Source organism: Streptomyces sp. NBC_01689, assembly GCF_036250675.1.
Lineage (GTDB): Bacteria > Actinomycetota > Actinomycetes > Streptomycetales > Streptomycetaceae > Streptomyces.
The window spans coordinates 4,107,147-4,133,674 of the sequence record NZ_CP109592.1 but is presented as its reverse complement, the minus strand read 5'-3'; the positions used below and the strand labels follow the sequence as shown (position 1 = coordinate 4,133,674).

Here is a 26,528-nt window from a genome sequence, read left to right as displayed (position 1 = left end):
ACGCCTCGTGAGCCAGGCGGTCGTCGCAGGGGTACGTCGTCTCAGTAGGGACGAACCCAGAACGCCGCGAGGAGTTTGGCGATGTACGCAGCAGTCCGGCGGTACGAAGGGGTGACCGATTCGGCCGAGGCGGCACGTCTCGTGAACGATGGGTTCGTGGCACTCATGCGCCAGGTCTCCGGCTTCGTGGCCTACTACTGGATCGATACCGGGGGCGGAGTGATGGTCTCGACCAGCGTCTTCCAGGACCAGGCCGGTGCCGAGGAATCGATCTCGAGGGCCGCGGACTTCGTGCGGGACAACCTTGCGGCACTGTTGCCCAACCCTCCCCAGGTCATGGCGGGCGAGGTGGTGGCTTCCGCATGACAGCGTGCACACCGGCCGCATCAAGCCTCCAGGGCGGCCCGTACCGGCCCGCAGTGCCCACGCGGTCGCCCAGCACATCATTGATCCCGCGAGGCCGCCCGTGGGTGGCCCCGGCGGTTTTGCCCCTGTCGCCCGTCAGGAACCCAGGTGGGCCAGGAGCTCCTCGCCGGCGGGGTACTCCTGCTCCTGGGGGAGCAGTCGGGTCGCTGCGTCCGGGTCGCCGTCCCTGACGAGCGCGTGGATCTCGTGGGCGAGCGGGGTCACGTCGCTGATGGACACGATCCACTCGTCCGCGTAGCGCGCCGACGCCTCGCCCGAGAGCCCCAGTTGGAGCGAGCGGTGCGGCAGGGGACGCAGGTGCAGATCGCGTTCGGGATCCCACTGGACACGGGCCGGTGCGCGCTTGAGGTCACGCTGCCAGGTGACCCGATCGGGGTGCAGTCCACGGACGTAGTGCGAAAGGCACGCGTTGCGCAGCGCCCAGTCGAAGCCGTCGCGAGTGATCTCGACGGCGAGGACGGTCTCCTGACCCTCCTTCGTGCCCCAGCCGGAGCGGTACATCATCCACAGGAAACTGGGCTTGATCCACGTCATGCGGTCAGGCTTCCACGCGGCGGGGAAACGACCCTTGCGAGCGGCGGGTCCGCCGATCTCGGGGCGGTATGCCTGATAGGCGGTGATCGTGGACGCCGTGTGGAGCGCGCGGATCCTGCGGAGCGGTTCTTCCATGGCCTACAGAGTGGGCCCGGTCAGCTCAGATGACCATCGATTTTCGACCCGCTGCCCGATCCAGCGACCAAGCAAGCCGGCCGTGGAATGGAACTGTTCTCGCCGCGGGGCGCGCTGATGAACACCGGTGCGCCGACGCACCCTTGCGGCAGGCCCCCGATCCACTGGATACGGCCGTCGTCTTCGCGGATGATCCGCCCGATCACGACAGCCTGCTCTCGGGGCCCGTCCCCGTCGTTGACGTGCCCGAGCAGCCAGGCCTGGACGGGGGACTCACCGAGACTGGCGATGTCCTGCTCGGTGGCCGCGATGCCGTCGGTGATCTCGTCGGTCGTCCACGCGATCGCTACAAGGCGTCGAACGGGGGCACGATGCGGACGACGATGATGAGTGGGGCGCGCGGGGCGACGAGGAAGTAGAACCATCCGCCTGCCGCGTCCATACGACGCAGACCGCCCGGTCTTGGGCCGTTGCCGAGATCACTGACGTCGATTCCCGTACGGGCGAGCTCGACGAGCTGGTCGGCGAGACGTTCGACTTCCGCGACGACGTGGGCCGGGAGGCCGCCTGCCACGTGGTCGTGATCAGGGTCGTACTCCCAGAGCCAGTCCGGACTCACCGGACCGGGAGACCGAGGGCCGTGTGGGCTTCGTCGAGCAGCCGTCCGATCTCGGCGGCGGCCTGTCGTGCCTGCGCGGCGTCGCCCGCTCCGGCGGCGTCCTCCCAGCGGCGGAAATCCGCGGCCAAGCCGGGCTGGCGCTGGATGTGGACATAGATGGCCCACTGGGTGATGAACCGCCGGAGAGGGGCAAGATCGGAACCCAGCCGGGACTGGTCCGCGGCCAGGTCCAGCTCCCGGGTGAAGGCGGGGAGTGAGGCGGGCGCGATCTGACTGACGGCCTGCCGCAGCGTGGCGACCGTTGCGGGCGGCTGGGGGATGAGGGGTTGCTCAGCGGCTGGGGTGGTCATGGATGCTCCCACGGGCGCGATTCTGTCCCACGCCTCAGCCTAACGGGCACGAGCACGTCCGCTCCGCTCGAACGAGTGAGGCGGCGGCGATTCGGTTGTCGCACGGACCGGCCCGATGGCGGGAGGCCGGGTGAGCCCACTCGTCATCCCTGCGAGGGGGCGATGGGCTCGATCGGGACGGAGCGAAGATCTCCGCACGGACGTCCATGCCATGAGCCTGTTCATCGTCCGGGACTGATCAGGGTCACCGTGCCAGGACTACTTCCCGGAGGCCCCCGGCGCCGGTGCGATGCCCGTCGGGCAGGACGCCCCCCACGCCCCCCGGTCCGTCCCGGACGGGGCGCTCAGCTTGACCCCCGTCCCGCCGATCCCGCAGTAGCCGTCCACGTTGCGGTGGAGGTACTGCTGGTGGTAGCCCTCCGCCGGATAGAAGGGGCGGCCCTCCGCCGGGAGGAGTTCCGTGGTGATCGTGCCGTGGCCCGAGCGGGTGAGGACCTTCTGGTAGGCCTCGCGGGACGCGAGCACCGCGGCTGACTGGGCCGCGCTGTGGGTGTGGACCGCGGAGCGGTACTGCGTGCCCACGTCGTTGCCCTGGCGGAAGCCCTGCGTCGGGTCGTGGGACTCCCAGAAGACCCTCAGAAGCTCCTCGTACGGGATCTCCGCCGGGTCGTGGACCACGCGGACGGCCTCCGTGTGGCCGGTCAGGCCCGAGCAGACCTCCTCGTACGTGGGGTTCTCGGTGAATCCGCCCTGGTAGCCGACGAGGGTCGTGTAGACGCCCTTCGGCAGCCTCCAGAACGCGCGCTCGGCACCCCAGAAACAGCCCATGGCGAAGTCGGCGATCTCCAGGCCCTCGGGGTAGGGGCCGAGGAGCGGGGTGCTGAGGACCGTGTGCCGTTCGGGGACCCTGAAGACCGGCGCGGACCGGCCGGTCAGGGCCTGTTCGGCGGTCGGGAGTCGCGGGGTGCGGCTGTCATGGAACATACGGGTCTCCACGGGGTCACGGGACACGGAGCCGGGGTGGGGTCCGGTGGCTGCAACCCGTGAGCCCCGGCCGGCATTCCGGCCGGGCCCCCGCCCCGGTGCCCGTACGGCGCGTCAGCGGGAGAGGGACGCCGGAGTGCCCCCGTTCGCCTCGTACCCGGCCACCGCCAGCGCGCGGTAGACCGCGTAGTCGGCCGCCGGATCGGCGGTGAGGGTCCAGGGAAGCGCGCCGACGTGACCGTCGACGTGCACCAACTGGTTCATCGCCTCCGCCCACCGCTCGCCCCGGACCAGGAAGAACACCAGGAGATGGCGGACGTGCGCCAGCATCGGGTCGTCCGGACGGGCCGCGTGCACCGCGAAGAGCGCGCCGTGGACCGCCTTCGTGACGACCTCGCTCTGGTAGAAGCTGCGGACCAGGTTCACCTCGGGCAGGTGCTCGAAGACCGCGAAGAGGGGCATCGCCGCCAGCAGCGACCCCTGCGGGGCCCGCGCGGCCGCGGCCTCCGCGAACGAGTACGCGATCTCACGGGAGCCGTGCCACTTCTCGCACCAGTAGTGCAGGGCCGCCAGATGCGCTCCCATGTGGGAGGGCGCGCGGTCCAGGATCTTCAGCCACAGCTTCTCGAACTCCGCCTGCGGATAGGCGAGCCCGCGGGCCACCGACAGCTCGACGATGTACGGGATCGGGTCACCGGGGGAGAGCAGCGCCGCCTCGCCACAGGCCGACCTCGCCTCCTCCATGATGATCCGGAACTCGTCCGTCCCCGGCGTCGACGTCCGCCACGCCTGCTGCACCAGGAACTCCGCGTGCACCGCCGCGCCGCCCGCGTCCTTGGGTGCCTCGGCGCGCCACACCCGGAGCCACTGCCCGCCCGGCGTCTCGCTGACCCCGCCGGGGCGCTGCCGCAGCTCCAGCGACGCGGCGCCCGCGAACGCCTGCACCCGCTGCCACCGGGTCTCGCCCGTGATCTCGGTGCCCGCCAGCAGCTGCGCGGCGGCGCGGTAGTCCTGCGTGCGCTGCACCACGTCCAGGACGTCGAGGAGGTCCGTGTCCGGGCCCGGCATGCGGATGTCCAGCTGCTCCTGCCGCAGGAATCCGTAGTTCGCCGGGTCCGCGGCGTCCGGGTCGCCGGGCGAGACCAGCTGAATACCGGCGCGCCGACGCCGGAGAACCGGCAGCAGGACCAGGCTGAACAGGGCCAGCGCCATCAGGACCCAGAGAATTTGCATGCCTCAAGCGAACCAGACGGGTCCGACAATTGGCCAACCCGGCCGGAGCGGGACGGTCCGGCGGCGCTCGCGGGTCCGTCCGGATGCCCTGCGGGGCCGTTCGGGCCTCCTGATCCGCGTGCCCCCCGAGCCGGAACCCGACGCCGATCCTGAGGCCGACCACGGCCCCCGACCCCGACCCGCCGGTCAGCCCACGGCGGTGCGCGCGAGACGCCGCAAGGCAGGCAGGCCCCAACGACCCCCACGGCGTAACCCGAGACGCGCCACGAACCCACACAATCCAACACGACCCCACATCGCCGACCCCGCGGCGCCACTCCGCACCGCACCCGGGCCCGTGGGCCGTCACCAGCCCCGCGGGCCCACTACGCTCGGGACCCATGAGCGACAGGCACATCAGTCAGCACTTCGAGACCCTCGCGATCCACGCGGGCAACACCGCCGATCCCCTGACCGGCGCGGTCGTCCCCCCGATCTACCAGGTCTCGACCTACAAGCAGGACGGCGTCGGCGGACTGCGCGGCGGCTACGAGTACAGCCGCAGCGCCAACCCCACCAGGACCGCCCTGGAAGAGAACCTCGCCGCCCTGGAGGGCGGTCGCCGCGGCCTCGCGTTCGCGTCCGGACTGGCGGCCGAGGACTGCCTGTTGCGTACGCTGCTCAGCCCGGGCGACCACGTGGTGATCCCCGACGACGCCTACGGAGGGACGTTCCGCCTCTTCGCCAAGGTCGTCTCGCGCTGGGGCGTGGAGTGGTCCGTGGCCGACACGAGCGACCCCGACTCCGTACGGGCCGCCCTCACCCCGAAGACCAAGGTCATCTGGGTCGAGACGCCCAGCAACCCCCTCCTGGGCATCACCGACATCACCGCGGTGGCGCAGATCGCGCGCGAGGCCGGCGCCCGGCTCGTCGTCGACAACACCTTCGCCACCCCGTACCTCCAGCAGCCGCTCGCGCTCGGCGCGGACGTCGTGGTGCACTCCCTCACCAAGTACATGGGCGGCCACTCGGACGTCGTCGGCGGTGCCCTGATCACCGGCGACCAGGCGCTCGGCGAGGAACTGGCGTACCACCAGAACGCGATGGGCGCGGTCGCCGGGCCCTTCGACTCCTGGCTGGTGCTGCGCGGCGCCAAGACGCTCTCGGTGCGCATGGACCGGCACAGCGAGAACGCCACGAAGGTCGCCGACATGCTCACCCGGCACGCGCGCGTGACGCGGGTGCTGTACCCGGGCCTGCCCGACCACCCCGGTCACGAGATCGCGGCCAAGCAGATGCGGGCTTTCGGCGGGATGGTCTCCTTCCAGGTCGAGGGCGGCGAGGAGGCGGCCGTCGAGGTCTGCAACCGCGCCAAGGTGTTCACGCTCGGCGAGTCCCTCGGCGGTGTCGAATCCCTGATCGAGCACCCGGGTCGTATGACGCACGCGTCCGTCGTGGGCTCGGCCCTCGAGGTACCGGGCGACCTCGTCCGGCTCTCCGTGGGCATCGAGAACATCGACGACCTGCTCCAGGACCTGCAGCAGGCCCTCGGCTAGCGGTACCGGCCCCTTCGGCCGACCGCCCCCGGGAGGGCTCCTCGGGAAGGCCGCCCAGGAGGGGCCTTCCCGCGGCGGAGGCCGCCTCCCGGCGGCGGGGGGTCACCAGCCCGTCAGCGGTGGAGTCGTCTGGGACGGCGGCTCCACCCACGGCCGGGCCGTCGCCGCCCAGACGAAGAAGGCCACCGTCGCCGCGAGCAGCAGCAGCCACATCAGGCGCCGGGCCAGCGTCCTGCGGCGCAGCATGTGGCCGCCGAGGCGTACGGCGTCCGCGTAGAGCTCGGGCGGCACCTTGGGCGGGGTGCGCTCCAGCAGGCGCCGTACGGTCGTCTCGCGCTCGTGCAGGGTCACGAGGGGGCCACCTCCACCACCACCGGGGCCGGCCCGCGCGGCGGGTGGAGCAGGGTCACCGTCGCACGGGCGCAGATCGCTCGGACACGTTCCGTGGGCAGCCCGAGCAGGGCGGCCGCCTGCTCCTCGGCGACCCCCTCGTACAGGCGCAGGACCAGGATCAGCCGCTCCTGGGGGGTCAGCAGGGCCAGCGCGCCGCCGGGGGCGGGCCGGGCGCGCCCGAAGCCTCCGTGCTGATGCCAGGCACCGCGCGCGAAGCGGACGGCCAGATGCTGACGGGCCCGGTCGTACGGGTCCTCGCCGCGCAGCCGGTCCCAGGAGGCGTACGTGTGTGCCAGGGCCAGCGTCAGCAGGCGCCGCGCGCGCGGGTTGGCGTCCGGCGGTTCCGCGGTGAGCAGTGTGGCGGCATGCAGCAGCCGCCCTGCCGCGCCCGCGACGAATGCCTCGAACTCCCGGGCCCGGCGGGCACCTTGGGACGCACGCCGTTCTCGCAACACGCCTCCCGCCCGAGGGCGACCCTGAGGGGAACGAGGCCCCGGCCGCGTACGACGGACCGCACCGTGTGCGACAGGAGCCCGGTCTCATATGAGGCCAGACGTGGCCTTCCGGTCAAGAGCCCGGCGCACATCACGCGCGCGTGCCCGGCGCGCACCGCGCGCGTGGGGGCCGGCGCGCGTCGGGGGCACGGGTGCGGCGCGGGTCGGGGCACGGGTGCCCGCGCGGCTCCGGAGGGTTCCCGGAGTCCCGGGAGGCGGGGACGCGGCGCGGCGGGCCGGGTAGGTGACGCGCGGGGGAGAAGGGAGGTGACGCGCGGGCCTCAGGTCGCCGGACGGTCCGACGACGCCACTCCCGTGGTCGTCATCCGGGCCGAGAGCGCGCCATTGAAGCGCATGAGGAGCGCACAGAAGACCTCGCGCTCCTGCGGCTCCCAGTCGTCCGTCAGTTCGGCCATCAACTGGCGCCTGGAGGAGCGGACTTCCTCCAGACGGGCGTGGCCGCGCGGCGAGAGCTGCAGCACCACGGCGCGCCCGTCCTCGGGGTGCGAGGTGCGCTTGACGAGGCCGGTGTCGACCAGCGGCGCCACCTGCCGGGTGACCGTCGAGGAGTCGATGCCCATGCTCGCGGCGAGCGCCTTGACGCCCATCGGGCCTTCCTTGTCCAGGCGGTTGAGCAGCAGGTACGCGGCACGGTCCATGGAGTTGCGCACCTGCCCCACCCCGCCGAGCCGGGTCTGTTCGGCACGGCGCGCGAAGACCGCGACCTCGTGCTGCAGCGTTTCGAGAAGACCGGTGTCACCGACGGTCGTCATGTCCATCGACATCTCTGGTGTTGTGGGCATGGCCGGGGGCTCAATTCATGCGTGGGGAGCTGGGTTGGGGGACAGGGTACGCGGCTGGGGGGCGGGTCGTACCGGCGCTGCGGAAACCAGTCTCGGAGGGTGGTCGCACAAGGAGCGCGCAGGCGTGAACTGCGAGACTGGTGGTCATGAGCTACAGCACGGCTGACTCCTTGCCCAGGGTGACGTCGGACGACGTACGAGGCGCCCAGAAGATGCTGTCGGGCGTGGCGCGGATGACCGCGATGGAGGGCAGCAGGTACCTGTCGCAGCTGGTGGGCGCGCCGGTGCACCTCAAGTGCGAGAACCTCCAGCGCACCGGTTCGTTCAAACTGCGCGGCGCGTACGTGCGGATCGCGGGGCTCCTGCCGGAGGAGCGGGCGGCCGGTGTGGTCGCGGCGAGTGCCGGGAATCACGCGCAGGGGGTGGCCCTCGCGTCCTCGCTGCTGGGCGTCCGCTCCACCGTCTTCATGCCGACCGGGGCCCCGCTGCCGAAGGTCGCGGCCACCCGTGACTACGGCGCGGAGGTGAGGCTGCACGGTCAGGTGGTCGACGAGACGCTGGCCGCCGCCCAGGAGTACGCGGCCGCCACGGGAGCGGTGTTCATCCACCCGTTCGACCACCCCGACATCATCGCCGGTCAGGGCACGGTCGGGCTGGAGATCCTGGAGCAGTGCCCCGAGGTGCGCACGATCGTGGTCGGGATCGGCGGCGGCGGGCTGGCCGCGGGTGTCGCGGTCGCGGTGAAGTCGATCCGGCCCGAGGTGCGGATCGTCGGCGTGCAGGCGGCCGGCGCCGCAGCGTACCCGCTCTCGCTGGCGGCCGGCCGGCCGGTGCCGGTCGCGAACCCGGCGACGATGGCCGACGGCATCAGGGTCGGACGGCCGGGGGACGTGCCGTTCGAGATCGTCCGCGACCTCGTCGACGAGGTGCGCACGGTCTCCGAGAACAGCCTGTCCAGCGCGCTGCTGCTCTGTCTGGAACGGGCGAAGCTGGTCGTCGAACCGGCCGGCGCGAGCCCGGTGGCGGCGCTGCTGCAGGAGCCGGACACCTTCGAGGGACCGGTCGTCGCGCTGCTGTCGGGGGGCAACGTGGACCCGCTGCTGATGCAGCGCATCCTGCGGCACGGCATGGCGGCGAGCGGCCGCTACCTCGCGGTGACGCTGCGGCTGACGGACCGTCCCGGCGCCCTGGCCACACTTCTCGGGGTGTTGTCAGTGGCGGACGCTAACGTCCTCGACGTGAGCCATGTACGGACCGATCCCCGGCTCGGGCTCACGGAGGTGGAGGTCGAACTGCATCTGGAGACGAAGGGTCCGGAGCACTGCGCCGAGGTCGGCCGCGCCCTGCGCGAGGCGGGCTACACGGTCATCGACTGAGGCATCGCCGGCGACGGTGACATCGACGAAGACATCGGCGGAGACATCGACGGAGACATCGTCCGGGGCGTCGGCGCGCCGCGGGCCGCGAGGGGCTGATCGCGGGTCCGGGCGGGCTCTCCGACGGGTCGGGTCCCTCCCGTCCTCCAGTGGAAAATTCTGTTGAGCAACGCGATACATCGCGTTACGGTGTGCCTTCCGCGCACCCTGCGTGGCGGAGCGGGCGCGGCCACCGTCCGGTCCGTACAGGCGACCACACATCCACCGGGCTCACCGGAGAACCCGTGAAGATCCCCGAGCCAAGAACCCAAAGACGTGGAGAACTCCCATGCCAGGCGCCATCCATGCCGAAGGTCTGGTCAAGACCTTCGGTGACGTAAAGGCTCTGGACGGTGTCGACCTCGATGTACCCGAGGGCACCGTCCTGGGCCTCCTGGGACCGAACGGAGCGGGCAAGACCACCGCCGTCCGCTGCCTGACGACCCTGTTGCGGCCCGACAGCGGAAAGGTGGTCGTCGCCGGTGTCGACGTCCTCAAGCACCCCGACGAGGTACGGCGCAGGGTCGGCCTGTCCGGACAGTTCGCCGCGGTCGACGAGTACCTGACCGGCCGCGAGAACCTCCAGATGGTCGGCAGGCTCTACCAGATGCGGCCGAAGGCCGCGAAGGAGCGGGCCGTCGAGCTGCTCGACCAGTTCCATCTGACCGACGCGGCCGACCGTCCCGCGAAGACGTACTCCGGCGGCATGCGCCGCCGGCTGGACCTGGCCGCCGCACTGGTCGTCTCGCCCCCGGTGATGTTCATGGACGAGCCGACGACGGGCCTCGACCCGCGCAACCGCCAGCAGCTCTGGGAGGTCATCAAGCAGCTGGTCTCCGGCGGTACGACGCTCCTGCTGACCACCCAGTACCTGGAGGAGGCCGACCACCTGGCGCACGACATCTGCGTGGTCGACCAAGGCCGCGTCATCGCGCGCGGCACCGCCGACGAGCTCAAGGCGCGGACCGGCGGCGAGCGCGTCGAGGTCGTGGTGCACGAGCGCGCCCACATGACGACCGCCGCCGACGTGCTGCGCGGCTTCGGCAAGGGCGAGAGCACCGTCGAGGAGCACACCCGCAAGCTGACCGTGCCCGTCACCGGCGGCGCGAAGCTCCTCGCGGAGGTCATCCGCGAGCTGGACTCGCGCGGGATCGAGATCGACGACATCGGTCTGCGCAGGCCCACGCTCGACGACGTCTTCCTCTCCCTCACGGGCCATGTGGCCGAGGTGAAGGAAGAAGAAGAGGAGGCGCAGGAGGAGGCCCCCGCGGACGCGAAGGGCCGCAAGGCGAAGAAGGAGTCCGCGAAGTGAGTGCCATGAGTGATTCCCTGGTCATCGCCCACCGGAACCTGATCCGTATGGGCCGGATCCCCGAGATGCTCATCTTCGGGCTGATCCAGCCCATCATGTTCGTGGTGCTGTTCACCTACGTGTTCGGCGGTTCCATCCAGATCGGTTCGTCCAGCACCACCCAGGCCTACCGTGAGTTCCTGATGGCCGGGATCTTCGCCCAGACGGTCACGTTCGCGACGGCGGGCGCGGGCGCCGGCATCGCGGACGACATGCACAAGGGCCTCATCGACCGCTTCCGCTCGCTGCCGATGGCGCGTGGCGCGGTGCTCACCGGCCGCACCCTCGCCGACCTGGTGCAGACCGCGCTCACCCTCGTCGTCCTCGCCGTCGTCGCGGTGATCGTCGGCTGGCGCACGCACGAGAACCTCGGGAAGGTGCTCGCCGGATTCGGTCTGCTCCTGCTCCTCGGATACGCCTTCTCGTGGATCGGCGCGCTCATCGGCCTGTCGGTCCGTACGCCCGAGGCGGCCACCTCGGGCGGCCTGATCTGGCTGTTCCCGCTGACGTTCATCTCGAACGCGTTCGTCGACGCGAACCAGATGCCGGCCTTCCTGCGGCACATCGCGGAGTGGAACCCGTTCAGCGCCACCGTCCAGGCGTGCCGCGAGCTGTTCGGCAACCTTCCCCCCGGCTTCCGGACGCCCGACGCGTGGCCCATGCAGCATCCCGTGTGGGCCTCGCTGATCTGGTCGTTCGTGATCATCGTGGTCTTCCGCACCCTCGCGGTCCGCAAGTACCGCCGGGCGGCCGGATGAGGGCTGGTCCGGCTGGACCGGCACGGACCCGCCGGCGGCCGGGACCCCGGACATGACGGTGCCCCCGGCGTGGGCCGGGGGCACCGTCGGAGCGGAGGGGCCGGGAACGGGTTCGGCCGTGCCCGGTCGGGGGGCTCAGCCCTGGTAGGGCTCGGCCTTGAGGATCTTCACCGAGGCGAGCTTGCCGTTCGGCAGCTCGTACTGGGCGTCCTCGCCGACCTTCTTGCCGTTCACGCCGGAGCCCAGGGGGGACTGCGGCGAGTACGTCTCGATGTCGGCGCTGGCGTACTCGCGCGAGGCGAGCAGGAAGTCCAGCGTGTCGTCCTCGTCACCGTCGAAGGCGATGGTCACGACCATGCCGGGGGCGACCGCGCCGTCCGCCGCGGGAGCCTCGCCCACCTTGGCGTTCTCCAGGAGCTGGGTCAGCTGGCGCACACGGAGCTCCTGCTTGCCCTGCTCTTCCTTGGCCGCGTGGTACCCGCCGTTCTCCCGCAGGTCGCCCTCCTCGCGCGCGGCCGCGATCTTGGCGGCGATCTCCGTGCGCGCGGGACCAGACAGGTACTCCAGCTCGGCCCTGAGCTGGTTGTACGCCTCCTGGGTCAGCCAGGTGACGTTCTCGCTGGTCTGGGTCACAGGTGCTCCTCGTAGGTACTGGGAATACAAAGCATCGCCCTACCCAGAAGCATGTTCTTTCACGGGTGGGCGAAACCACGAGCCTAACAATTCAGCGGCTCAAGGGGGAGGACATAAGACATCAGAATTACGTCAACCCAGGTCAGGGGCGGTATCCCGGCTGAGCTGACCGGCGATGTCAGTCGGCGTGGCAGCCGAGCAGCTCCGCCGTGGTGCCGCGGGAGGTCGTACGGAGCGTGACGACCTTGTCGATACGGGAGGCGTTCTGGTCGAAGCGGAAGTCCGCGCGGCCCACCTCCGCGCCGTCGGCGCTCTGCGAGCGGAGGGTGCAGTAACCGTGGGCGTCCGCGTCCTTGTGCACCTCCAGGTGCACCTGGACCGTGTCGGCCGAGGCGTCGAAGGTGATCACCTGGGCGCTGATCTTGTTCTCGCCGACGTAGTAGTACGCGAACCAGCCGATCAGGGCGAGCAGGACGACGCCCAGGACGCCGCCCAGGATCCGGAGCTTCCGGTCGGCGCGCTCGTCCGCGGAGCGGCCGTAGCGGCCCTCGGGCAGCTGCGTGGGCGCCGTGCTCATGATCGTCCTCTCGGCCGGGCCGGGACCGAGGTGCGGCCAGGGTCCTGGCGGGGGCCCGGGGACCGGGCCCCCGGAATTATTCGCCCCGCGATTCCGTCACTATAGAAGCCGCCCATCGCGCCGATTCACGCCGGGCGCCGACAGCCGACCTACCCGGGCGACAGCCGACTGACCGAGGATTGAGTCTTGACTGACCAGCTGCGACTGATGGCCGTGCACGCCCACCCCGACGACGAGTCGAGCAAGGGCGCGGCCACCATGGCGAAGTACGTGTCCGAGGGGGTGGACGTGCTGGTCGTGACCTGCACGGGCGGGGAGCGCGGCTCCATCCTCAACCCCAAGCTCCAGGGGGACACGTACATCGAGGAACACATCCACGAGGTGCGCAAGAAGGAGATGGACGAGGCCCGCGAGATCCTCGGCGTCAAGCAGGAGTGGCTCGGCTTCGTCGACTCGGGCCTGCCCGAGGGGGACCCGCTGCCGCCGCTGCCCGAGGGCTGCTTCGCTCTCGAGGACGTGGACAAGGCGGCCGGTGAGCTGGTCAAGCAGATCCGCTCCTTCCGTCCCCAGGTGATCACCACCTACGACGAGAACGGCGGCTATCCGCACCCCGACCACATCATGACCCACAAGATCTCGATGGTGGCCTTCGAGGGCGCGGCCGACACCGAGAAGTACCCGGAGTCCGAGTACGGCACGGCCTTCCAGCCGGAGAAGCTCTACTACAACCAGGGCTTCAACCGGCCGCGCACCGAGGCGCTGCACAACGCGCTGCTGGACCGCGGTCTGGAGTCGCCGTACGGGGACTGGCTGAAGCGCTGGACCGAGTTCGAGCGCGCCGAGCGCACGCTGACCACGCACGTTCCGTGTGCCGAGTTCTTCGAGATCCGGGACAAGGCGCTGATCGCGCACGCCACCCAGATCGACCCGGACGGCGGCTGGTTCAAGGTCCCCATGGAGATCCAGAAGGAGGTCTGGCCGACGGAGGAGTACGAGCTCGCGAAGTCCCTCGTCGATACCTCCCTCCCCGAGGACGACCTCTTTGCGGGCATCCGCGACAATGCCTGACATGAGCGCAAGCCTGGCACTGACGCACCTCGTCCCCCTCGCCAAGGAGGTCGACGAGAACAAGGTCACCCCCGGCGTCCTCGGCTTCATCGTCTTCGCGGTGATGGCCCTGGCCGTGTGGGGTCTGATGAAGTCCATGAACCGCCGCCTGGGCAAGGTCACCTTCGAGGAGGACCCGGCGAAGGACACCGCGGCCACCGGCAAGGGGGCCGGCGGCCCGGCGGGCGGGAAGGCCTCCCCCGCGAAGGGCTGAGCCCCCGGCCCCGGGCGACCGGGGCAGGCCCCGGCGACCCGGTCGCTCCCGCGGGGAAGGACGTCCGCGTACGGGCGCCGTGCCCGTGTACGGACGCACGCCCGCGTACGGACGGACACCGGTGGGACGACGGCCGGGGCGGCTCGACCGTACGGCCCGGCGCCGTGCCGCGCGGCGATGGGGCGACCCGCCGCGCCGTGGCCGTCACGCGGTCCCGTGACGCTCTGCCGCGCCGTGGCCGTCACGCGGCCCCGTCATGCTCCGGCCCCGTGCGCGCGCGGCGTCCCGGCGCGCGATACGCCACGCCTGTCCGACGCCTGGGCGTCGGACGCCCGCCGCCATGCCACGACGCCCCCGGGCCGACCCGCCCAGGGACCCCATGGCCTCCCGGGGTCTAAGGGGCCGTCGTGACCGGTACCCCCATGACCTCCCGGGCGTGCCGGTTCGGCACCATGCGCAGGCGCCACGCCTGCCAGCCCGCGTCGAGGTCGGCCCCCCGTTCCAGCAGCAGCTGGTACGCCTCGACGTAGTCGTCGAGCTTTCCGTCCCGGAAGGGGTGGCCGGAACGGGCGAGCTGGGCCAGTTCCTCCAGGGCGACGGCGCTGCCCACCTCCAGGCCGCCCGCGGACGCGTACGGCAGCAGGGTGCACCGCAGGAACCTCGCCCAGTCCTCGCCCCGCCGGTCGCCGTACGAGGCGAAGAGGCCGGCCGCCTCGTCGCACAGCGCGAGGGCCTGGGGCGTACGGGCGTTGCCGGCGTCGACCACCGCGAGTTCCAGGCACGTCCACGCCTCGCCGTGCGCCACGCCGATGCGCTGGAAGTCGGCCCGCGCGTCCACCAGCAGCTGGCGCGCGAAACCCGAGTTGCGCAGGGAACCGGTCTGCGCGGCACGCTGGTCGCGGGTGACCCGGGCCGAGTGGTGGCGCGCGCACGCGAGCCCGTATACGTCCCGCATCCGGGAGAACATCGAGCGGGAGCGCTCCAGTTCACGGACCGCCCGGTCGAGATCGCCGGTCTCCTCCAGGGCCTGGCCCAGGTAGTACACCGTCCAGGCCTCCCCGCGCGCGTCCTCGTTCTCCCGGTGCCGGGAAGCCGCCTGGCGCAGCCCGGTGACCGCCGTGGACGGGTCGCCGTCGACGAGACGGGCACGGGCCAGCTGCGTCATCGCCCACGCCTCGCCACGGGCGTCGCGGGTACGCCCGTACAGGTCGAGAGCCTCGCGCAGCTCCCGTTCCGCGCGCGGTACGTCGCCCATGCGCAGGCCCAGCTGGCCGAGCTGGAAGTGGGCCCAGGCCTCGCCGTGCACGGACTCGCCCTCGCGGTGCAGGACGAGGGCCTCGGTGAGCAGGGCCAGTGACGTGGCGATCCGGCCGCGGTCGCGTTCGACCGCCGCCAGCGCGTGCATCGTCCAGGCGCGGTCCGCCGCGAGATCGGGCGAGATCTGCAGGTCCATCGCCTCCTGGAGCCGGGCGGCGGCCTCCGTGAGGTTGCCCTGGTGGTGCAGGGTGATGCCGAGCGAGCACAGGGCGCGGGCCGCGCCGGCGTCGTGGTGCGCCTCGAAGTACAGGTTCACCACCGACGACAGGGTCGTGTGGGCCTTGTCCAGTTCGCCGAGCTGACGGGCCGCGATGCCGGTGCGCCACTGGACCGAGCGGACCAGCAGCCCCTGGTCGACCGCCTGCGTCAGCTCGCTGATCTCGCCCAGGCGGTAGAGGTCGCCGCGCAGCAGGCAGTAGTCGCACAGGGCACCCAGCAGATGCAGTACGGCTGCCTGGTCCACGCCCTCCGCGTGGCGCAGCGCCGCCGTGATGAAGCTGGACTCGTCGTCCAGCCAGCGCAGCGCCGCGTCGAGGGAGGTGAAGCCGTGCGGGCCGAACTGGTCGGCCCGCGTGGAGGTCTTGCCGTCGACCAGCCGGATCACCGAGTCCGCCAGCTCCGCGTAGTTCACGATCAGGCGTTCCTGCGCCGCCGTCCGCTCCGACGGGTCCTCCTCGTCCAGCAGCCGCGCCTGGGCGAAGGCCCGGACGAGGTCGTGCAGGCGGTAGCGGCTGCCGCGGACGTGGTCGATCAGCCCCGCCCGCGCCAGTTCCGTCAGATGCCGGGTGGCGTCCGGCTCGTCCGTCGCCAGCAGGGAGGCCGCCGCGGCGGTGCCCAGCGAGGCCCGGCCCGCCAGCGCGAGACGGCGCAGCAGCCGCCGGGCCGCGTCGGTCTGGTCGGTGTAGCGCACCCACAGCGCCCGCTCGACCGGTTCCACGGGACCGTACGCCCCGAGGTCGGTGGCGAGTTGGCGCGCGGTGCGCCGCCCGAGCGAGGAACCCGCGAGGCGCAGGGCCAGCGGGAGCCCGCCGCACAGTTCCCGCACCCGGTCGGAGGCCTCCGCGTCGTACGGGTCCGAGGCGTCCCGGGCCGCCGCGTTCAGCAGTTCCTCGGCGCCCGCCGCGTCGAGCGCGTCGACCGGGAGGTGGTGCACCCGGGCCGGGAGGTCGGCGGGCAGGTCGAGCGCGGTGCGGGCGGTGACCAGGACCAGGCTCTCGGAGCGCTCCGGGACCAGGGTGCGCACCTGCTCGGCGTCGGAGGCGTCGTCGAGCACGATCGTGACCGGCAGACCCGTCAGATGCTGGTGGTACAGCTCGGCGAGCCGCCTGACCTGCTGGTCGGGTGAGGAGCGCTCACGGAAGAGGAGCTGCTCGCGGGGGGCGCCGAGCCGGTTGAGGAGATGCAGGAGGGCGTCGCGGGTGGTCAGGGGCGCCTCGTCGGCGCTGTCGCCGCGCAGGTCGACCACGCACGCGCCGCGGAACTGGTCCCGGAGGCTGTGCGCGGCCCGGACGGCGAGGGTGCTGCGGCCGGAGCCGGGCGCGCCGTGCAGGACCACCACCGTCGGTTTCGACTCCGTGCCGGCGCGCGCCGCGTGCACCCAGTGCGCGATCCGCGTCAGCTCGGTACGGCGCCCCGCGAAGGGACCGGCCGGTTCGGGCAGTTGTCCGAACGACTGCTCCAGCACGCTGCGGCGGCGCGCGGCGGCGCTCTTGTCGGTGCGGCGCAGCTGCGGCGCGCCCTGTTTCGCGCCCGCGGAGGCGCTGACCACCCGCTGCTGGTCGAGGAAGGGGCGGATGCCGCGGACCTCCAGGGCGGTCAGCCACTGCAGACGCAGCTGCTCGGGACCGCCGGGGCGGCCCAGCGCGTCGGCCCGATGGCTCGCGGCCGGCAGATGGGCGGCCGTGACCTTGAGCACGGTGGCCGCCGCGGCCGCCGCCGCGACCGTCGCTCCCGCGCCGACCGCGGTGCCCGCGCCGGTGCCGAGCGCAAGGTCCGCCGCGCAGGCCGCGACGGCGGCAACGGCCGCCACCAGCAGCGGAGTTCCGGCGCCCTCCCGGGCGTAGCGCTGTGCGAACGTGAGCCGGCCGGCGTCCGCCGCGTCGAGGGCGCGGGTGTAGGCCTCGTACTCCTCGGTGGCGGCCTGGCCGAGGGTGCCGAGCTCGGCGCGGGCCCGTGACAGGAGCACGGCCCCGTCCGTCCGCCCGCCCGAGCGCCGTACCTCTTCCTCGACGGCCCGGGCCAGCAGCCGTTCGGCCTCCGCCCGGTGACTGTCCCGCATGTCACGTCCCCCTCCGGCGCCAACTCCAGTGTGGCCAAGTGTCCTTGGTGGGCGGCGCGAGCGCGAGAGGGCGACGATCACCGCCCCGCGGAGCACCGCTTCGCCGGCGCGGCGGCCGCCCCGGGACCGGCGTCCCCCGGCCGATGGCCGCGCGCCGGTCCCACGCCATGGGCGCGGGGCGGCCCGGCGGGCCGGAGCCCGTGCGGTCCCCGCGAACGGGCCGGGCAGGGGGCGAGGCTGCGGGCGCTGACGGTCAAGCGTCGGTGGCGGGGCTGCTTCTCGGTGCCCTACAAGAGCCCAAGGTCCACCGTGATGGGGAAAGGTGCGGTGGCCCGCACCGTTCCGGTGAACATCTCGCCGTCCCTGTAGGTCCTGTCGGCGGGGTCGAGGATGGAGGTGTAGACGATCGGAACGCCGGTGGCGGCCTGCTCGACCCGCCAGTAGAAGGGGATGCCGGCCTTGGCGTACTGGTCCACCTTCACGACCCGGTCGGTTGTCTCCGAACCGGGCGACACGACCTCGACGACCAGGAGCACGTGCTCGGGGCGGGTGGGCGTGAGGTCGATGGTCTCCGCCCGGTAGACGATCACGTCCGGCCGGCGGTTGGTGAGCGGCACGTCCTGCAGGCGGACGTCGAAGTCCGTGTCCGCGTTCCAGTCCGGGCCCGCGGCGGTGTCCAGGGCGTTGGCCAGGATGCGGGCCAGCCGGTTGTGGCGCTTGGAGGCGCTCGGGCTCACGACGACCATTCCGTCCACGATCTCGATGCCGGCGCACTGCTCCTCGGACCAGGAGTCGTACTGCTCCGCGCTGATCTGCGAATGCATCCACGCGGGCGCCACCATCTCGGCGGTCATCGTGTACCTCCTTCGAGGAGCCTCGGCAGGTCCGGTTCTGCTGCGCCCAGCCTACTGTTCCGAGGTGCCGGGTCGCCCGGCTCGGGAGGGGCTGGAGTCGCCCGCCGCGTGAGGGCGCACCAGTGCGATGCGGCCGGGCGGGCCCGGCTCGTCAGGGTTTCACCGGCCGCGCCGGGCGTTGTGAGAGGCTGGGCCGTATGAACCGGTTGGCTGGTGTGACCTCGCCGTATCTGCTGCAGCACGCGGACAATCCGGTCCACTGGTGGCCCTGGGAGCCGGAGGCTTTCGAGGAGGCGCGACGTCGTGACGTACCCGTTCTGCTGTCGGTGGGCTACTCGGCGTGCCACTGGTGTCACGTCATGGCGCACGAGTCCTTCGAGGACGAGGCGACGGCCGCGTACCTGAACGAGCACTTCGTGAGCATCAAGGTGGACCGCGAGGAACGCCCGGACGTCGACGCGGTCTACATGGAGGCCGTGCAGGCGGCCACCGGCCAGGGCGGCTGGCCCATGACCGTGTTCCTGACGCCCGAGGCCGAACCCTTCTACTTCGGGACCTACTTCCCGCCAGCCCCCCGCCACGGCATGCCCGGCTTCCGGCAGATCCTGGAGGGTGTGCACGGCGCCTGGAGCGAGCGGCGCGACGAGGTCGCCGAGGTCGCGGAGAAGATCGCGCGGGACCTCGCCGGACGCGAGATGGGCTTCGGGGACGACCGGGTGCCCGGTGAGGAGGAGCTCGCCGGGGCGCTGCTCGGTCTCACCCGGGAGTACGACGCCACCCGCGGCGGCTTCGGCGGGGCGCCCAAGTTCCCGCCGTCCATGGTCGTCGAGTTCCTGCTCCGCCACCATGCCCGCACCGGCTCCGAAGGCGCCCTCCAGATGGCGCGGGACACCTGCGAGCGGATGGCGCGTGGCGGGATCTACGACCAGCTCGGCGGAGGGTTCGCCCGGTACTCGGTCGACCGCGAATGGGTGGTGCCGCACTTCGAGAAGATGCTGTACGACAACGCGCTGCTCTGCCGCGTCTACGCGCACCTGTGGCGGGCCACCGGCTCCGAGCTCGCCCGTCGTGTCGCGCTGGAGACCGCCGACTTCATGGTCCGTGAACTGCGCACCGCCGAGGGGGGTTTCGCCTCCGCGCTGGACGCCGACAGCGACGACGGGAGCGGCCGGCACGTCGAGGGCGCGTACTACGTGTGGACACCCGCGCAACTGCGCGAGTTCCTGGGGGACGACGCCGGACTCGCCGCCCGCTACTTCGGGGTGACCGAGGAAGGCACCTTCGAGGAGGGTTCCTCGGTGCTGCAACTCCCGCAACAGGAGGGCGTGTTCGACGGGGAGAAGATGGCCGCCGCGCGCCGCCTGCTGCTGGCCGCCCGGTCGGAGCGTCCGGCGCCCGGCCGGGACGACAAGGTCGTCGCCGCCTGGAACGGGCTGGCCGTCGCCGCGCTCGCGGAGACCGGCGCGTACTTCGACCGCCCCGACCTGGTGGAGGCCGCGATCGGCGCCGCCGACCTCCTCGTCCGGCTGCACATGGACGACCGGGCACGGCTGACCCGTACCAGCCGGGACGGCCGGGCCGGCGCGAACGCGGGGGTGCTGGAGGACTACGCGGACGTCGCCGAGGGGTTCCTCGCGCTGGCCTCCGTGACCGGTGAGGGCGTCTGGCTGGAGTTCGCCGGGTTCCTCCTCGACCATGTGCTCGCGCAGTTCACCGACCCGGAGTCGGGCGCCCTGTACGACACCGCGTCCGACGCGGAGCAGCTCATCCGCCGCCCCCAGGACCCGACGGACAACGCCACGCCCTCCGGCTGGAACGCGGCGGCCGGTGCGCTGCTGTCGTACGCCGCGCACACCGGTTCGGAACCTCACCGGGCCGCCGCCGAGCGGGCGTTGGGGGTCGTGAAGGCGCTCGGGCCGCGCGCTCCGCGCTTCGTCGGCTGGGGGCTGGCGGTCGCGGAGGCGCTGCTCGACGGGCCGCGCGAGGTGGCCGTGGTGGGTCCGGCGGACCACTCCATGACGGGGACGCTGCACCGGACGGCGCTGCTGGGGACCGCGCCGGGCGCGGTCGTCGCCGTGGGCGATGCGGGCAGCGACGAACTGCCGCTGCTCGCGGACCGTCCGCTGGTGGACGGGGAACCCGCCGCGTACGTCTGCCGCAACTTCACCTGTGACGCCCCGACGACCGATCCGGGCCGTCTGCGGACGGCTCTGGGCGGCTGAGGGGCCTCCTTCAGCTCCCGACCTGTCCGAACTCGGCGAGGGCGCGCCCCACGATGGCCTCCAGGTTCTCGTGGTGGGCGCCCCGCCAGTAGGCGCGCCCGCACTCCCGGCACTGCGCGAACACGTCGTAGGACCGCTCGGTGCCGCCTTGCAACTGGGCGGAGACCTGTTCCTTGGCGGCCTCACGGAGCAGACCGTTGCAGGCGGTGCAGCGTGTCCAGGGCCGCAGCTCGGGGGTGAACCGGCCGAGGATGTCCCGGAGTTGGTCGTCGGGCCGGGTGCTGTAGACGTACGCGCCGGCCCACAGCTCGCGGCGGCGCAGCAGCCCCCGGTCGCGGCTGAGCATCACGCGCCGCTCGGCCGCGGAGCGGCCGGCGAGGGCCGGGTCGCCGATGTCGGTGGACTCGTACGCCGTGTCGACGCCGAGGAGGCGCAGCCGGCGGGCGAGGGTGCCGAGGTGGACGTCGAGGAGGAAGCGGAGCGGGGCGCCGGGGACCTGCTGGGGGCGCTCGACCGGCCGTACCCGCACCGACTCGCCGGCGGTCGGGACGTGCGCGACCGGGACCTCCCGGCCGTCCACGACCAGGGCGCCGACCTCGGTCAGCGGGACACCGAGCGACTCGACGACATGACCGAGGGTCGAGGAGCCGTCGGTGGTGACGGCGGTGGCGCCCGAGCGTCGGGAGTGCGGGACGAACAGGCCCAGCTCCGGGGCGAAGGCGACGAGGATCTCCGGTCCGTTCACCCGGTCAGGATGTCATGAGCGCTTCGCCACCGGCAGGCCGTGCTCCAGGACGTCCACCGCCCGCTCGACGACCTCGGCGAAGTCCTCCTGGTGGCCGCCCTCGGCCCAGTACAGCGAGGTCTCCAGCAGGCCACCGATCAGCGACATCGCGAAGACGCGCACTTCGAGGCTGTCGGGGTCCCGGCCGACGCGTTCGCCGATCGCCCGGCACAGCAGGCGGCCCGTGACGGACATGCTCTCCATCATCCGGGAGCGGACCGCGGGGATCTCGACCATCAACCGGGTCCGCAACCGGGTCACCTCGGGCTCCTCGGCGGTCCCGAGGCCGATGGCCTTCGTCAGCACGTGGCGAAGGGAGTCGAACCACGGCTCGTCGAGGGGCCGGGCCCGCAGTTCCTCCTCGAGGAGCGCGTCGTACTCGTCCGTGAGGACGATGTCCTCCTTGGCCGGGAAGTAGCGAAAGACCGTGGACGGGGAGACCTCGGCCGCCTCCGCGATCTGCTCTACGGTCGTCGCGTCGTACCCCTGCTCCCGGATCAGCCGGTACGTCGCTTCGCGGATCGCGATCCTGGTCTTCATCTTCTTCCGCTCCCGGAGCCCCGGCTGGGGGCCCGGGGCGGTCGGGGAACTGTGTGCGGTGGCGGCCATGACGCTCATTGTCGGGCATCGGCGGGCGACGCAGCCATGCCGGTCTCCTCCTCGGGGGCACGGCCGGGGACCGGGTCGGGGTGCGACAGCAGCGCCGCGGCGAGCAGCGCGGTGACGAGTGCCGCGATACCGCTGACCAGCAGGACCAGGTCCATGCCGTGCAGATAGGAGGCGTCGGCGGAGGCGGCGAGCGCGTGGTCGCCGAGCCGGGCCGCCACCACATGGGCGCCGACCACCGAGTCCGTCGCGGTGTGCGCGGCGGCGGACGGCAGACCGGAGGTGTCGAGCCGGTCGGCGTAGGTGCTCGCCAGCAGGGAGCCGAGCAGCGCGATGCCCACGGCGCTGCCCACCTGGCGCACGGTCATGAGGAGCCCCGAGCCGCTGCCCGCCCGGTCGCGGGGCAGGGCGCCGAGGGCGGCGGACATCGCGGGCACGACGGCGAAGCCGAAGCCGAGTCCGGCGACCGACAGCCACAGGGCGGTGAAGCCGTAGCCGTCGCCGACGGTCGTGCGGCTCCCGAGGATCGCGGCGAAGGCGAGGGTGACCAGGCCCCCGCTGATCACGGCCCTCGCCCCGAACCTGGCCAGCAGCGGCTGGGCGCCCCGTGAGGCGATCAGCAGTCCGCCCATCATCGGCAGCATCCGCACCCCGGTGGCGAGCGCGTCGTGTCCGAGCACCGCCTGCAGATACTGCGGCAGCACGAACATCAGCCCGGACAGCACGAACATCACGAGGGTCGCCGCGAGCGTGTTGAGCAGGAAGCCGCGCCGGGCGAGCAGGGAGAGATCGAGCATCGGGCGGGGACTGCGGCGCTCGCGGACGACGAGCATCGTGATCAGGGCGAGGGAGGCGGCGAAGAGGCCGAGGATCAGCGGATCGCCCCAGCCGCGCTCCGGGGCCTCGATGATCGCGTAGATGAGAAGGCTGAGGCCGGCCGCGGTGAGCGCCGTGGAGAAGATGTCGACCCTCGGCGAGGCCGGGTCGCGGGTCTCGGGGAGCAGGAAGACGCAGGCGGCGATGCCGATCGCGGCCATGGGCACGTTGACCAGGAAGACCGAGCCCCACCAGAAGTGGTCGAGCAGCCAGCCGCCGATGATCGGGCCGAGCGGCAGGCCCAGCGCGGAGGCGGCGGAGACCGCGCCGACGGCCTTGGTGCGTTCCTCGGGTCCGAACAGGGACGGCAGGACGGCCATCGCGAGCGGCATCACCAGCGCGCCGCCGACGCCCATCAGCGCGCGGGCGGCGATCAGCGGCGTGACGTCGTCGGCCAGCGCGCCCACCAGGGAGCCCGCCAGGAAGACGCCGAGGCCGGTGATGAGCATCCGGCGTCGCCCGAAGCGGTCGCCGAGCAGGCCCGCCGGCAGCATCAGCGCGGCGAAGACCACGACGTAGGCGTCCGCCATCCACTGCTGTTCGCCCGTGCTCGCCCCCAGGTCGCGGGCCATCGTCGGCAGCGCCACGTTGAGGATCGTCAGGTCGAAGCCGAGTACGAGCATGCTCGCGACCAGAGCCCCCAGGGCCCACCAGCGGCGGGGGTCGTGCCCCACGGCGTCCTTCTGAGCGAGAGTCACCATGAAATGAAAGTAACTCTCAAAAGATGGCTAGTGTCAATGGGGGTTGTCTGTCATGACGTTCGGGAGGGGTGATGGGGGTCTTAGGGGTCTTTCGGGGGCCTCTGGGGGCCTCTGGGGTGGAGTGGGGGCCGGTGGAGTGGGCGCCGGGGGGCGGGTCGGGGTGCCCCGCCCAGGTGTTCAGGCGTGGCGTGGTGGCGCGGTGTCCGGTGTTCCGGGCACGACAAAGGGCCGCGGCTGGTGAGCCGCGGCCCTGAGGTGGCCGGAAAGGGGTGCCGGGAACGGGCCGGCCGGTGGGTCAGCCGTGCTGGTAGGCCACCAGCGAGATGCCCACGTAGTGCACGACGAACGCCGCGAGGGTGAGGGAGTGGAAGACCTCGTGGAAGCCGAACCAGCGGGGGGAGGGGTTCGGGCGCTTGATCCCGTAGATCACCCCGCCCGCGCTGTAGAGCAGGCCCCCGACGATCACCAGGACGAGGACGGCGATCCCGCCCGTGCGCATGAAGTCCGGGAGGAAGAAGACGGCGGCCCAGCCCATCGCGATGTAGCAGGGGGTGTAGAGCCAGCGTGGGGCGCCGACCCAGAACACCCGGAAGACGATGCCAGCCGCCGCGGCGCCCCAGATGCCCCACAGGAGCCACTGCCCCTTGGCCTCCGGGAGCAGCAGCATCGTCAGCGGCGTGTAGGTGCCCGCGATGATCAGGAAGATGTTGGCGTGGTCGAGTCTGCGCAGCACGCCGTCCATCCGCGGGCTCCAGTCGCCCCGGTGGTAGAGCGCGCTGACCCCGAAGAGCAGGCAGGCGGTCAGGACGAAGATCCCGCAGGCGATGCGGCCGCGGGTCGAGCTCGCGAGGGCGGTGAGTACGAGGCCGGAGATCAGCACGGCCGGGAACATGCCGAGGTGCAGCCAGCCGCGGAGCTTGGGCTTGACCGGATGTGATTCCGGCTGCGACGAGGAGGGCGTCAGAGGACCGTGGCCTGTGGCCGGCGAGTCCGTGGGCGCGTCGGGGACGGGCGCAGTCATACGGTGAATCGTACCTACGGAACCGTAAGTTACGTATCAGTACGCCCCGCCGACCGGTCAAGAACCGCCATCTTCTCACGCATCTGACACGTCACGGCTCCCCGGCAAAAAATCCTTCAGCTGAACCCCACATGGACGCAAAGAAGCGCGGGTACACGTGGCGATGCTCACTCCGCTCAGGTGTGAGGCCCTCTGGACATATGGGCGGAGGAGTCGGATGATCAAATGAGTGCGGTCGGCACCGGATGAGCGCCAGGGTTTCCTCACCGTGAAGCATCCGGGTCGCAGCCCCCAAGGGGCACAACAAACAAAACCCCTCATCTAGGAGCAATCGTGGCGCGCGACATCGCGGCTCCCTCCACCGTTCCCACCCAGCACAAGGACCTGATCTCGTGGGTCAACGAGATCGCCGAACTGACGCAGCCGGACAGCGTGGTCTGGTGTGACGGATCCGAGGCCGAGTACGAGCGTCTGAGCGAGGAGCTCGTGCGGAAGGGCACCTTCAAGAAGCTCGATCCGATCAAGCGCCCCAATTCCTACTACGCCGCTTCCGACCCGACCGATGTCGCACGGGTCGAGGACCGGACGTTCATCTGCTCCGAGAAGGAGGAGGACGCGGGCCCGACCAACCACTGGAAGGCTCCCGCGGAGATGCGCGAGATCTTCACCGGCGAGCAGGGAGTCTTCCGCGGCTCGATGAAGGGCCGGACGATGTACGTCGTCCCGTTCTGCATGGGCCCCCTCGGCTCCGACCTCTCCGCGATCGGCGTCGAGATCACCGACTCCGCCTACGTCGCCGTCTCCATGCGCACCATGACCCGCATGGGACAGCCCGTCCTGGACGAGCTCGGCACCGACGGCTTCTTCGTGCGTGCCGTGCACACGCTCGGGGCGCCGCTCGCCGAGGGCGAGGCCGACGTACCGTGGCCGTGCAACTCCACCAAGTACATCTCGCACTTCCCGGAGAGCCGCGAGATCTGGTCGTACGGCTCGGGCTACGGCGGCAACGCGCTGCTCGGCAAGAAGTGCTACGCCCTGCGGATAGCCTCCGTCATGGCGCGGGACGAGGGCTGGCTCGCCGAGCACATGCTCATCCTGAAGCTCACCCCGCCGCAGGGCGGCTCCAAGTACGTCGCCGCGGCCTTCCCGAGCGCGTGCGGCAAGACCAACCTCGCCATGCTGGAGCCCACCGTCTCCGGGTGGACGGTCGAGACCATCGGTGACGACATCGCCTGGATGCGGTTCGGCGCGGACGGCCGGCTGTACGCGATCAACCCCGAGGCGGGCTTCTTCGGCGTCGCGCCCGGCACGGGCGAGCACACCAACGCCAACGCGATGAAGACGCTCTGGGGCAACTCGGTCTTCACCAACGTCGCGCTGACCGATGACAACGACATCTGGTGGGAGGGGATGACGGAGGAGACTCCGGCCCACCTCACCGACTGGAAGGGCAACGACTGGACGCCGGAGTCCGGCACCCCGGCCGCCCACCCCAACGCCCGCTTCACCGTCCCCGCCGACCAGTGCCCGATCATCGCGCCCGAGTGGGAGGACCCCCGGGGCGTGCCGATCTCGGCGATCCTCTTCGGCGGCCGCCGTGCCACGGCCGTCCCACTGGTGACGGAGTCCTTCGACTGGAACCACGGTGTCTTCCTCGGCGCGAACGTCGCCTCCGAGAAGACCGCCGCCGCCGAGGGCAAGGTCGGTGAACTGCGCCGCGACCCGTTCGCGATGCTGCCGTTCTGCGGCTACAACATGGGCGACTACATGGGGCACTGGATCGATGTCGCCAAGGACAAGGACCAGGCGAAGCTCCCGAAGATCTACTACGTGAACTGGTTCCGCAAGAACGACGCGGGCCAGTTCGTGTGGCCGGGCTTCGGCGAGAACAGCCGCGTCCTGAAGTGGATCGTGGACCGTCTCGACGGCCGCGCGGAGGGCGTCGAGACCCCCATCGGCGTCCTGCCGGCCAAGGGCGCCCTGGACACCAAGGGCCTCGACCTGTCCGAGTCGGACCTCGACTTCCTGCTCACCGTCGACAACGAGGTGTGGCGCGAGGAGGCCGCGCTCGTGCCCGAGCACCTCAACACCTTCGGCGAGCACACGCCGAAGGAACTGTGGGACGAGTACCGGGCGCTGGTGAAGCGCCTCGGCTAGTCCGGGTCCGCCGCCCTCCCGCCGGGCCGACGTTGTCCGGCGGGAGGGCGCGGCGCGCTCTCCCGCCCCACCCGCTCCGCGGCCGGTCCGACCCGCCCTGACCTGCGACGTCGCCAGGGCCGGCCGCGGTGACAGCACCCCGCCGGGGCTC

25 protein-coding genes are annotated in these 26,528 nt (G+C 71.7%); 9 read left to right on the top strand and 16 right to left on the bottom strand.

Annotated elements, in window-relative coordinates:
- Window positions 1-81: 81 nt before the first annotated feature.
- A complete protein-coding gene (locus OG776_RS17435) occupies window positions 82-366 on the top strand; it encodes a hypothetical protein (protein WP_329321527.1) in 285 nt (94 codons plus the stop codon).
- Between the two features lie 135 nt (window positions 367-501).
- On the opposite strand, the gene OG776_RS17430 is transcribed toward OG776_RS17435, so the two are convergent.
- The 5 genes from OG776_RS17430 to OG776_RS17410 all read right to left on the bottom strand — a co-directional run bounded on the left by OG776_RS17430 (window position 502) and on the right by OG776_RS17410 (window position 4,281).
- Window positions 502-1,095, bottom strand: a complete 594-nt coding sequence (locus OG776_RS17430) for a DUF4291 domain-containing protein (RefSeq protein ID WP_329321525.1) — start codon at window positions 1,093-1,095, stop codon at window positions 502-504.
- Window positions 1,096-1,441: 346 nt separating this feature from the next.
- Window positions 1,442-1,714, bottom strand: a complete 273-nt coding sequence (locus tag OG776_RS17425; protein WP_148012696.1) for a hypothetical protein — start codon at window positions 1,712-1,714, stop codon at window positions 1,442-1,444.
- A complete protein-coding gene (locus tag OG776_RS17420) occupies window positions 1,711-2,064 on the bottom strand; it encodes a hypothetical protein (protein WP_148012697.1) in 354 nt (117 codons plus the stop codon). Before OG776_RS17420 ends, OG776_RS17425 begins: the two co-directional genes overlap by 4 nt.
- 258 nt (window positions 2,065-2,322) lie before the next feature.
- Entirely contained in the window at window positions 2,323-3,048 is a 726-nt protein-coding gene (gene msrA, locus OG776_RS17415) for a peptide-methionine (S)-S-oxide reductase MsrA (RefSeq protein ID WP_329321521.1), read from the bottom strand.
- A gap of 114 nt (window positions 3,049-3,162) precedes the next feature.
- Window positions 3,163-4,281: a hypothetical protein gene (locus OG776_RS17410; protein WP_148010196.1), complete on the bottom strand. Its 1,119-nt coding sequence runs from the start codon at window positions 4,279-4,281 to the stop codon at window positions 3,163-3,165.
- A 380-nt stretch (window positions 4,282-4,661) separates the two neighbouring features.
- Between OG776_RS17410 and OG776_RS17405 the strand changes: the two genes are divergently transcribed.
- On the top strand, window positions 4,662-5,816 hold the full coding sequence (locus OG776_RS17405; protein ID WP_148010197.1) for a cystathionine gamma-synthase: 1,155 nt from the start codon (window positions 4,662-4,664) through the stop codon (window positions 5,814-5,816).
- A gap of 102 nt (window positions 5,817-5,918) precedes the next feature.
- Here OG776_RS17405 and OG776_RS17400 read toward each other — a convergent pair whose 3' ends face one another.
- The 3 genes from OG776_RS17400 to OG776_RS17390 form a co-directional block, all read right to left on the bottom strand.
- Window positions 5,919-6,167: a hypothetical protein gene (locus OG776_RS17400; protein WP_148010198.1), complete on the bottom strand. Its 249-nt coding sequence runs from the start codon at window positions 6,165-6,167 to the stop codon at window positions 5,919-5,921.
- Window positions 6,164-6,661 (bottom strand): sigma factor-like helix-turn-helix DNA-binding protein, encoded by a 498-nt coding sequence (locus OG776_RS17395; protein ID WP_187285681.1) that lies wholly within the window; start codon window positions 6,659-6,661, stop codon window positions 6,164-6,166. The genes OG776_RS17400 and OG776_RS17395 overlap by 4 nt, the downstream gene beginning before the upstream one ends.
- Before the next feature lie 323 nt (window positions 6,662-6,984).
- A complete protein-coding gene (locus tag OG776_RS17390; protein ID WP_148011018.1) occupies window positions 6,985-7,482 on the bottom strand; it encodes a MarR family winged helix-turn-helix transcriptional regulator in 498 nt (165 codons plus the stop codon).
- A 170-nt stretch (window positions 7,483-7,652) separates the two neighbouring features.
- Between OG776_RS17390 and ilvA the strand changes: the two genes are divergently transcribed.
- From ilvA to OG776_RS17375, 3 genes are all read left to right on the top strand, one after another.
- Window positions 7,653-8,882, top strand: coding sequence for a threonine ammonia-lyase (gene ilvA / locus OG776_RS17385; RefSeq protein ID WP_148010199.1), 1,230 nt, complete (start codon window positions 7,653-7,655; stop codon window positions 8,880-8,882).
- Between the two features lie 328 nt (window positions 8,883-9,210).
- Complete coding sequence (locus OG776_RS17380; RefSeq protein ID WP_148010200.1) at window positions 9,211-10,233, top strand: ATP-binding cassette domain-containing protein; 1,023 nt, start codon at window positions 9,211-9,213, stop codon at window positions 10,231-10,233.
- A gap of 5 nt (window positions 10,234-10,238) precedes the next feature.
- On the top strand, window positions 10,239-11,030 hold the full coding sequence (locus tag OG776_RS17375; protein ID WP_148010201.1) for an ABC transporter permease: 792 nt from the start codon (window positions 10,239-10,241) through the stop codon (window positions 11,028-11,030).
- 135 nt (window positions 11,031-11,165) lie between these two features.
- Here the strand turns inward: OG776_RS17375 and greA are convergent, their stop codons facing one another.
- Both greA and OG776_RS17365 read right to left on the bottom strand, forming a co-directional pair.
- Window positions 11,166-11,663: a transcription elongation factor GreA gene (gene greA, locus OG776_RS17370; RefSeq protein ID WP_148010202.1), complete on the bottom strand. Its 498-nt coding sequence runs from the start codon at window positions 11,661-11,663 to the stop codon at window positions 11,166-11,168.
- 178 nt (window positions 11,664-11,841) lie between these two features.
- Window positions 11,842-12,240 (bottom strand): DUF4307 domain-containing protein, encoded by a 399-nt coding sequence (locus tag OG776_RS17365; RefSeq protein WP_148010203.1) that lies wholly within the window; start codon window positions 12,238-12,240, stop codon window positions 11,842-11,844.
- A gap of 207 nt (window positions 12,241-12,447) precedes the next feature.
- Here OG776_RS17365 and mca point away from each other — a divergent pair, with 207 nt between their 5' ends.
- Together mca and OG776_RS17355 are read left to right on the top strand one after the other, a co-directional pair.
- On the top strand, window positions 12,448-13,308 hold the full coding sequence (gene mca, locus OG776_RS17360; RefSeq protein ID WP_187285733.1) for a mycothiol conjugate amidase Mca: 861 nt from the start codon (window positions 12,448-12,450) through the stop codon (window positions 13,306-13,308).
- A complete protein-coding gene (locus tag OG776_RS17355) occupies window positions 13,301-13,561 on the top strand; it encodes a hypothetical protein (RefSeq protein ID WP_187285682.1) in 261 nt (86 codons plus the stop codon). The genes mca and OG776_RS17355 overlap by 8 nt, the downstream gene beginning before the upstream one ends.
- 394 nt (window positions 13,562-13,955) lie before the next feature.
- Here OG776_RS17355 and OG776_RS17350 read toward each other — a convergent pair whose 3' ends face one another.
- Both OG776_RS17350 and OG776_RS17345 read right to left on the bottom strand, forming a co-directional pair.
- The gene (locus tag OG776_RS17350) at window positions 13,956-17,156 is read right to left on the bottom strand and encodes a tetratricopeptide repeat protein (RefSeq protein WP_329321514.1); all 3,201 of its coding nucleotides are present in this window, start codon (window positions 17,154-17,156) and stop codon (window positions 13,956-13,958) included.
- 287 nt (window positions 17,157-17,443) lie between these two features.
- Window positions 17,444-18,010 carry a Uma2 family endonuclease gene (locus OG776_RS17345; RefSeq protein WP_148010208.1) on the bottom strand — a complete coding sequence of 189 codons (567 nt, stop codon included), beginning with the start codon at window positions 18,008-18,010 and terminating at the stop codon, window positions 17,444-17,446.
- 197 nt (window positions 18,011-18,207) lie between these two features.
- Here OG776_RS17345 and OG776_RS17340 point away from each other — a divergent pair, with 197 nt between their 5' ends.
- Window positions 18,208-20,232, top strand: a complete 2,025-nt coding sequence (locus OG776_RS17340; protein ID WP_329321511.1) for a thioredoxin domain-containing protein — start codon at window positions 18,208-18,210, stop codon at window positions 20,230-20,232.
- Between the two features lie 10 nt (window positions 20,233-20,242).
- Here the strand turns inward: OG776_RS17340 and OG776_RS17335 are convergent, their stop codons facing one another.
- From OG776_RS17335 to trhA, 4 genes are all read right to left on the bottom strand, one after another.
- Window positions 20,243-20,977 (bottom strand): Mut7-C RNAse domain-containing protein, encoded by a 735-nt coding sequence (locus OG776_RS17335; protein ID WP_148010210.1) that lies wholly within the window; start codon window positions 20,975-20,977, stop codon window positions 20,243-20,245.
- 12 nt (window positions 20,978-20,989) lie between these two features.
- Complete coding sequence (locus OG776_RS17330) at window positions 20,990-21,625, bottom strand: TetR/AcrR family transcriptional regulator (protein ID WP_410093200.1); 636 nt, start codon at window positions 21,623-21,625, stop codon at window positions 20,990-20,992.
- Window positions 21,626-21,630: 5 nt separating this feature from the next.
- Window positions 21,631-23,199: an MFS transporter gene (locus OG776_RS17325; RefSeq protein WP_148010212.1), complete on the bottom strand. Its 1,569-nt coding sequence runs from the start codon at window positions 23,197-23,199 to the stop codon at window positions 21,631-21,633.
- Between the two features lie 295 nt (window positions 23,200-23,494).
- A complete protein-coding gene (gene trhA, locus OG776_RS17320; RefSeq protein ID WP_148010213.1) occupies window positions 23,495-24,220 on the bottom strand; it encodes a PAQR family membrane homeostasis protein TrhA in 726 nt (241 codons plus the stop codon).
- Between the two features lie 333 nt (window positions 24,221-24,553).
- Between trhA and OG776_RS17315 the strand changes: the two genes are divergently transcribed.
- Complete coding sequence (locus OG776_RS17315) at window positions 24,554-26,377, top strand: phosphoenolpyruvate carboxykinase (GTP) (protein ID WP_148010214.1); 1,824 nt, start codon at window positions 24,554-24,556, stop codon at window positions 26,375-26,377.
- The last annotated feature ends 151 nt before the right edge of the window (window positions 26,378-26,528 follow it).

Coding starts and splice junctions, on each gene's coding strand:
- OG776_RS17350 (WP_329321514.1), bottom strand. CDS start 17,156: ATGCGGGACAGTCACCGGGCGGAGGCCGAACGGCTGCTGGCCCGGGCC.
- OG776_RS17375 (WP_148010201.1), top strand. CDS start 10,239: ATGAGTGATTCCCTGGTCATCGCCCACCGGAACCTGATCCGTATGGGC.
- OG776_RS17365 (WP_148010203.1), bottom strand. CDS start 12,240: ATGAGCACGGCGCCCACGCAGCTGCCCGAGGGCCGCTACGGCCGCTCC.
- OG776_RS17410 (WP_148010196.1), bottom strand. CDS start 4,281: ATGCAAATTCTCTGGGTCCTGATGGCGCTGGCCCTGTTCAGCCTGGTC.
- OG776_RS17430 (WP_329321525.1), bottom strand. CDS start 1,095: ATGGAAGAACCGCTCCGCAGGATCCGCGCGCTCCACACGGCGTCCACG.
- trhA (WP_148010213.1), bottom strand. CDS start 24,220: ATGACTGCGCCCGTCCCCGACGCGCCCACGGACTCGCCGGCCACAGGC.
- OG776_RS17325 (WP_148010212.1), bottom strand. CDS start 23,199: ATGGTGACTCTCGCTCAGAAGGACGCCGTGGGGCACGACCCCCGCCGC.
- OG776_RS17390 (WP_148011018.1), bottom strand. CDS start 7,482: ATGGACATGACGACCGTCGGTGACACCGGTCTTCTCGAAACGCTGCAG.
- OG776_RS17405 (WP_148010197.1), top strand. CDS start 4,662: ATGAGCGACAGGCACATCAGTCAGCACTTCGAGACCCTCGCGATCCAC.
- OG776_RS17380 (WP_148010200.1), top strand. CDS start 9,211: ATGCCAGGCGCCATCCATGCCGAAGGTCTGGTCAAGACCTTCGGTGAC.
- OG776_RS17355 (WP_187285682.1), top strand. CDS start 13,301: ATGCCTGACATGAGCGCAAGCCTGGCACTGACGCACCTCGTCCCCCTC.
- OG776_RS17345 (WP_148010208.1), bottom strand. CDS start 18,010: ATGACCGCCGAGATGGTGGCGCCCGCGTGGATGCATTCGCAGATCAGC.
- mca (WP_187285733.1), top strand. CDS start 12,448: ATGGCCGTGCACGCCCACCCCGACGACGAGTCGAGCAAGGGCGCGGCC.
- OG776_RS17435 (WP_329321527.1), top strand. CDS start 82: ATGTACGCAGCAGTCCGGCGGTACGAAGGGGTGACCGATTCGGCCGAG.
- OG776_RS17420 (WP_148012697.1), bottom strand. CDS start 2,064: ATGACCACCCCAGCCGCTGAGCAACCCCTCATCCCCCAGCCGCCCGCA.
- ilvA (WP_148010199.1), top strand. CDS start 7,653: ATGAGCTACAGCACGGCTGACTCCTTGCCCAGGGTGACGTCGGACGAC.
- OG776_RS17330 (WP_410093200.1), bottom strand. CDS start 21,625: ATGGCCGCCACCGCACACAGTTCCCCGACCGCCCCGGGCCCCCAGCCG.
- OG776_RS17340 (WP_329321511.1), top strand. CDS start 18,208: ATGAACCGGTTGGCTGGTGTGACCTCGCCGTATCTGCTGCAGCACGCG.
- msrA (WP_329321521.1), bottom strand. CDS start 3,048: ATGTTCCATGACAGCCGCACCCCGCGACTCCCGACCGCCGAACAGGCC.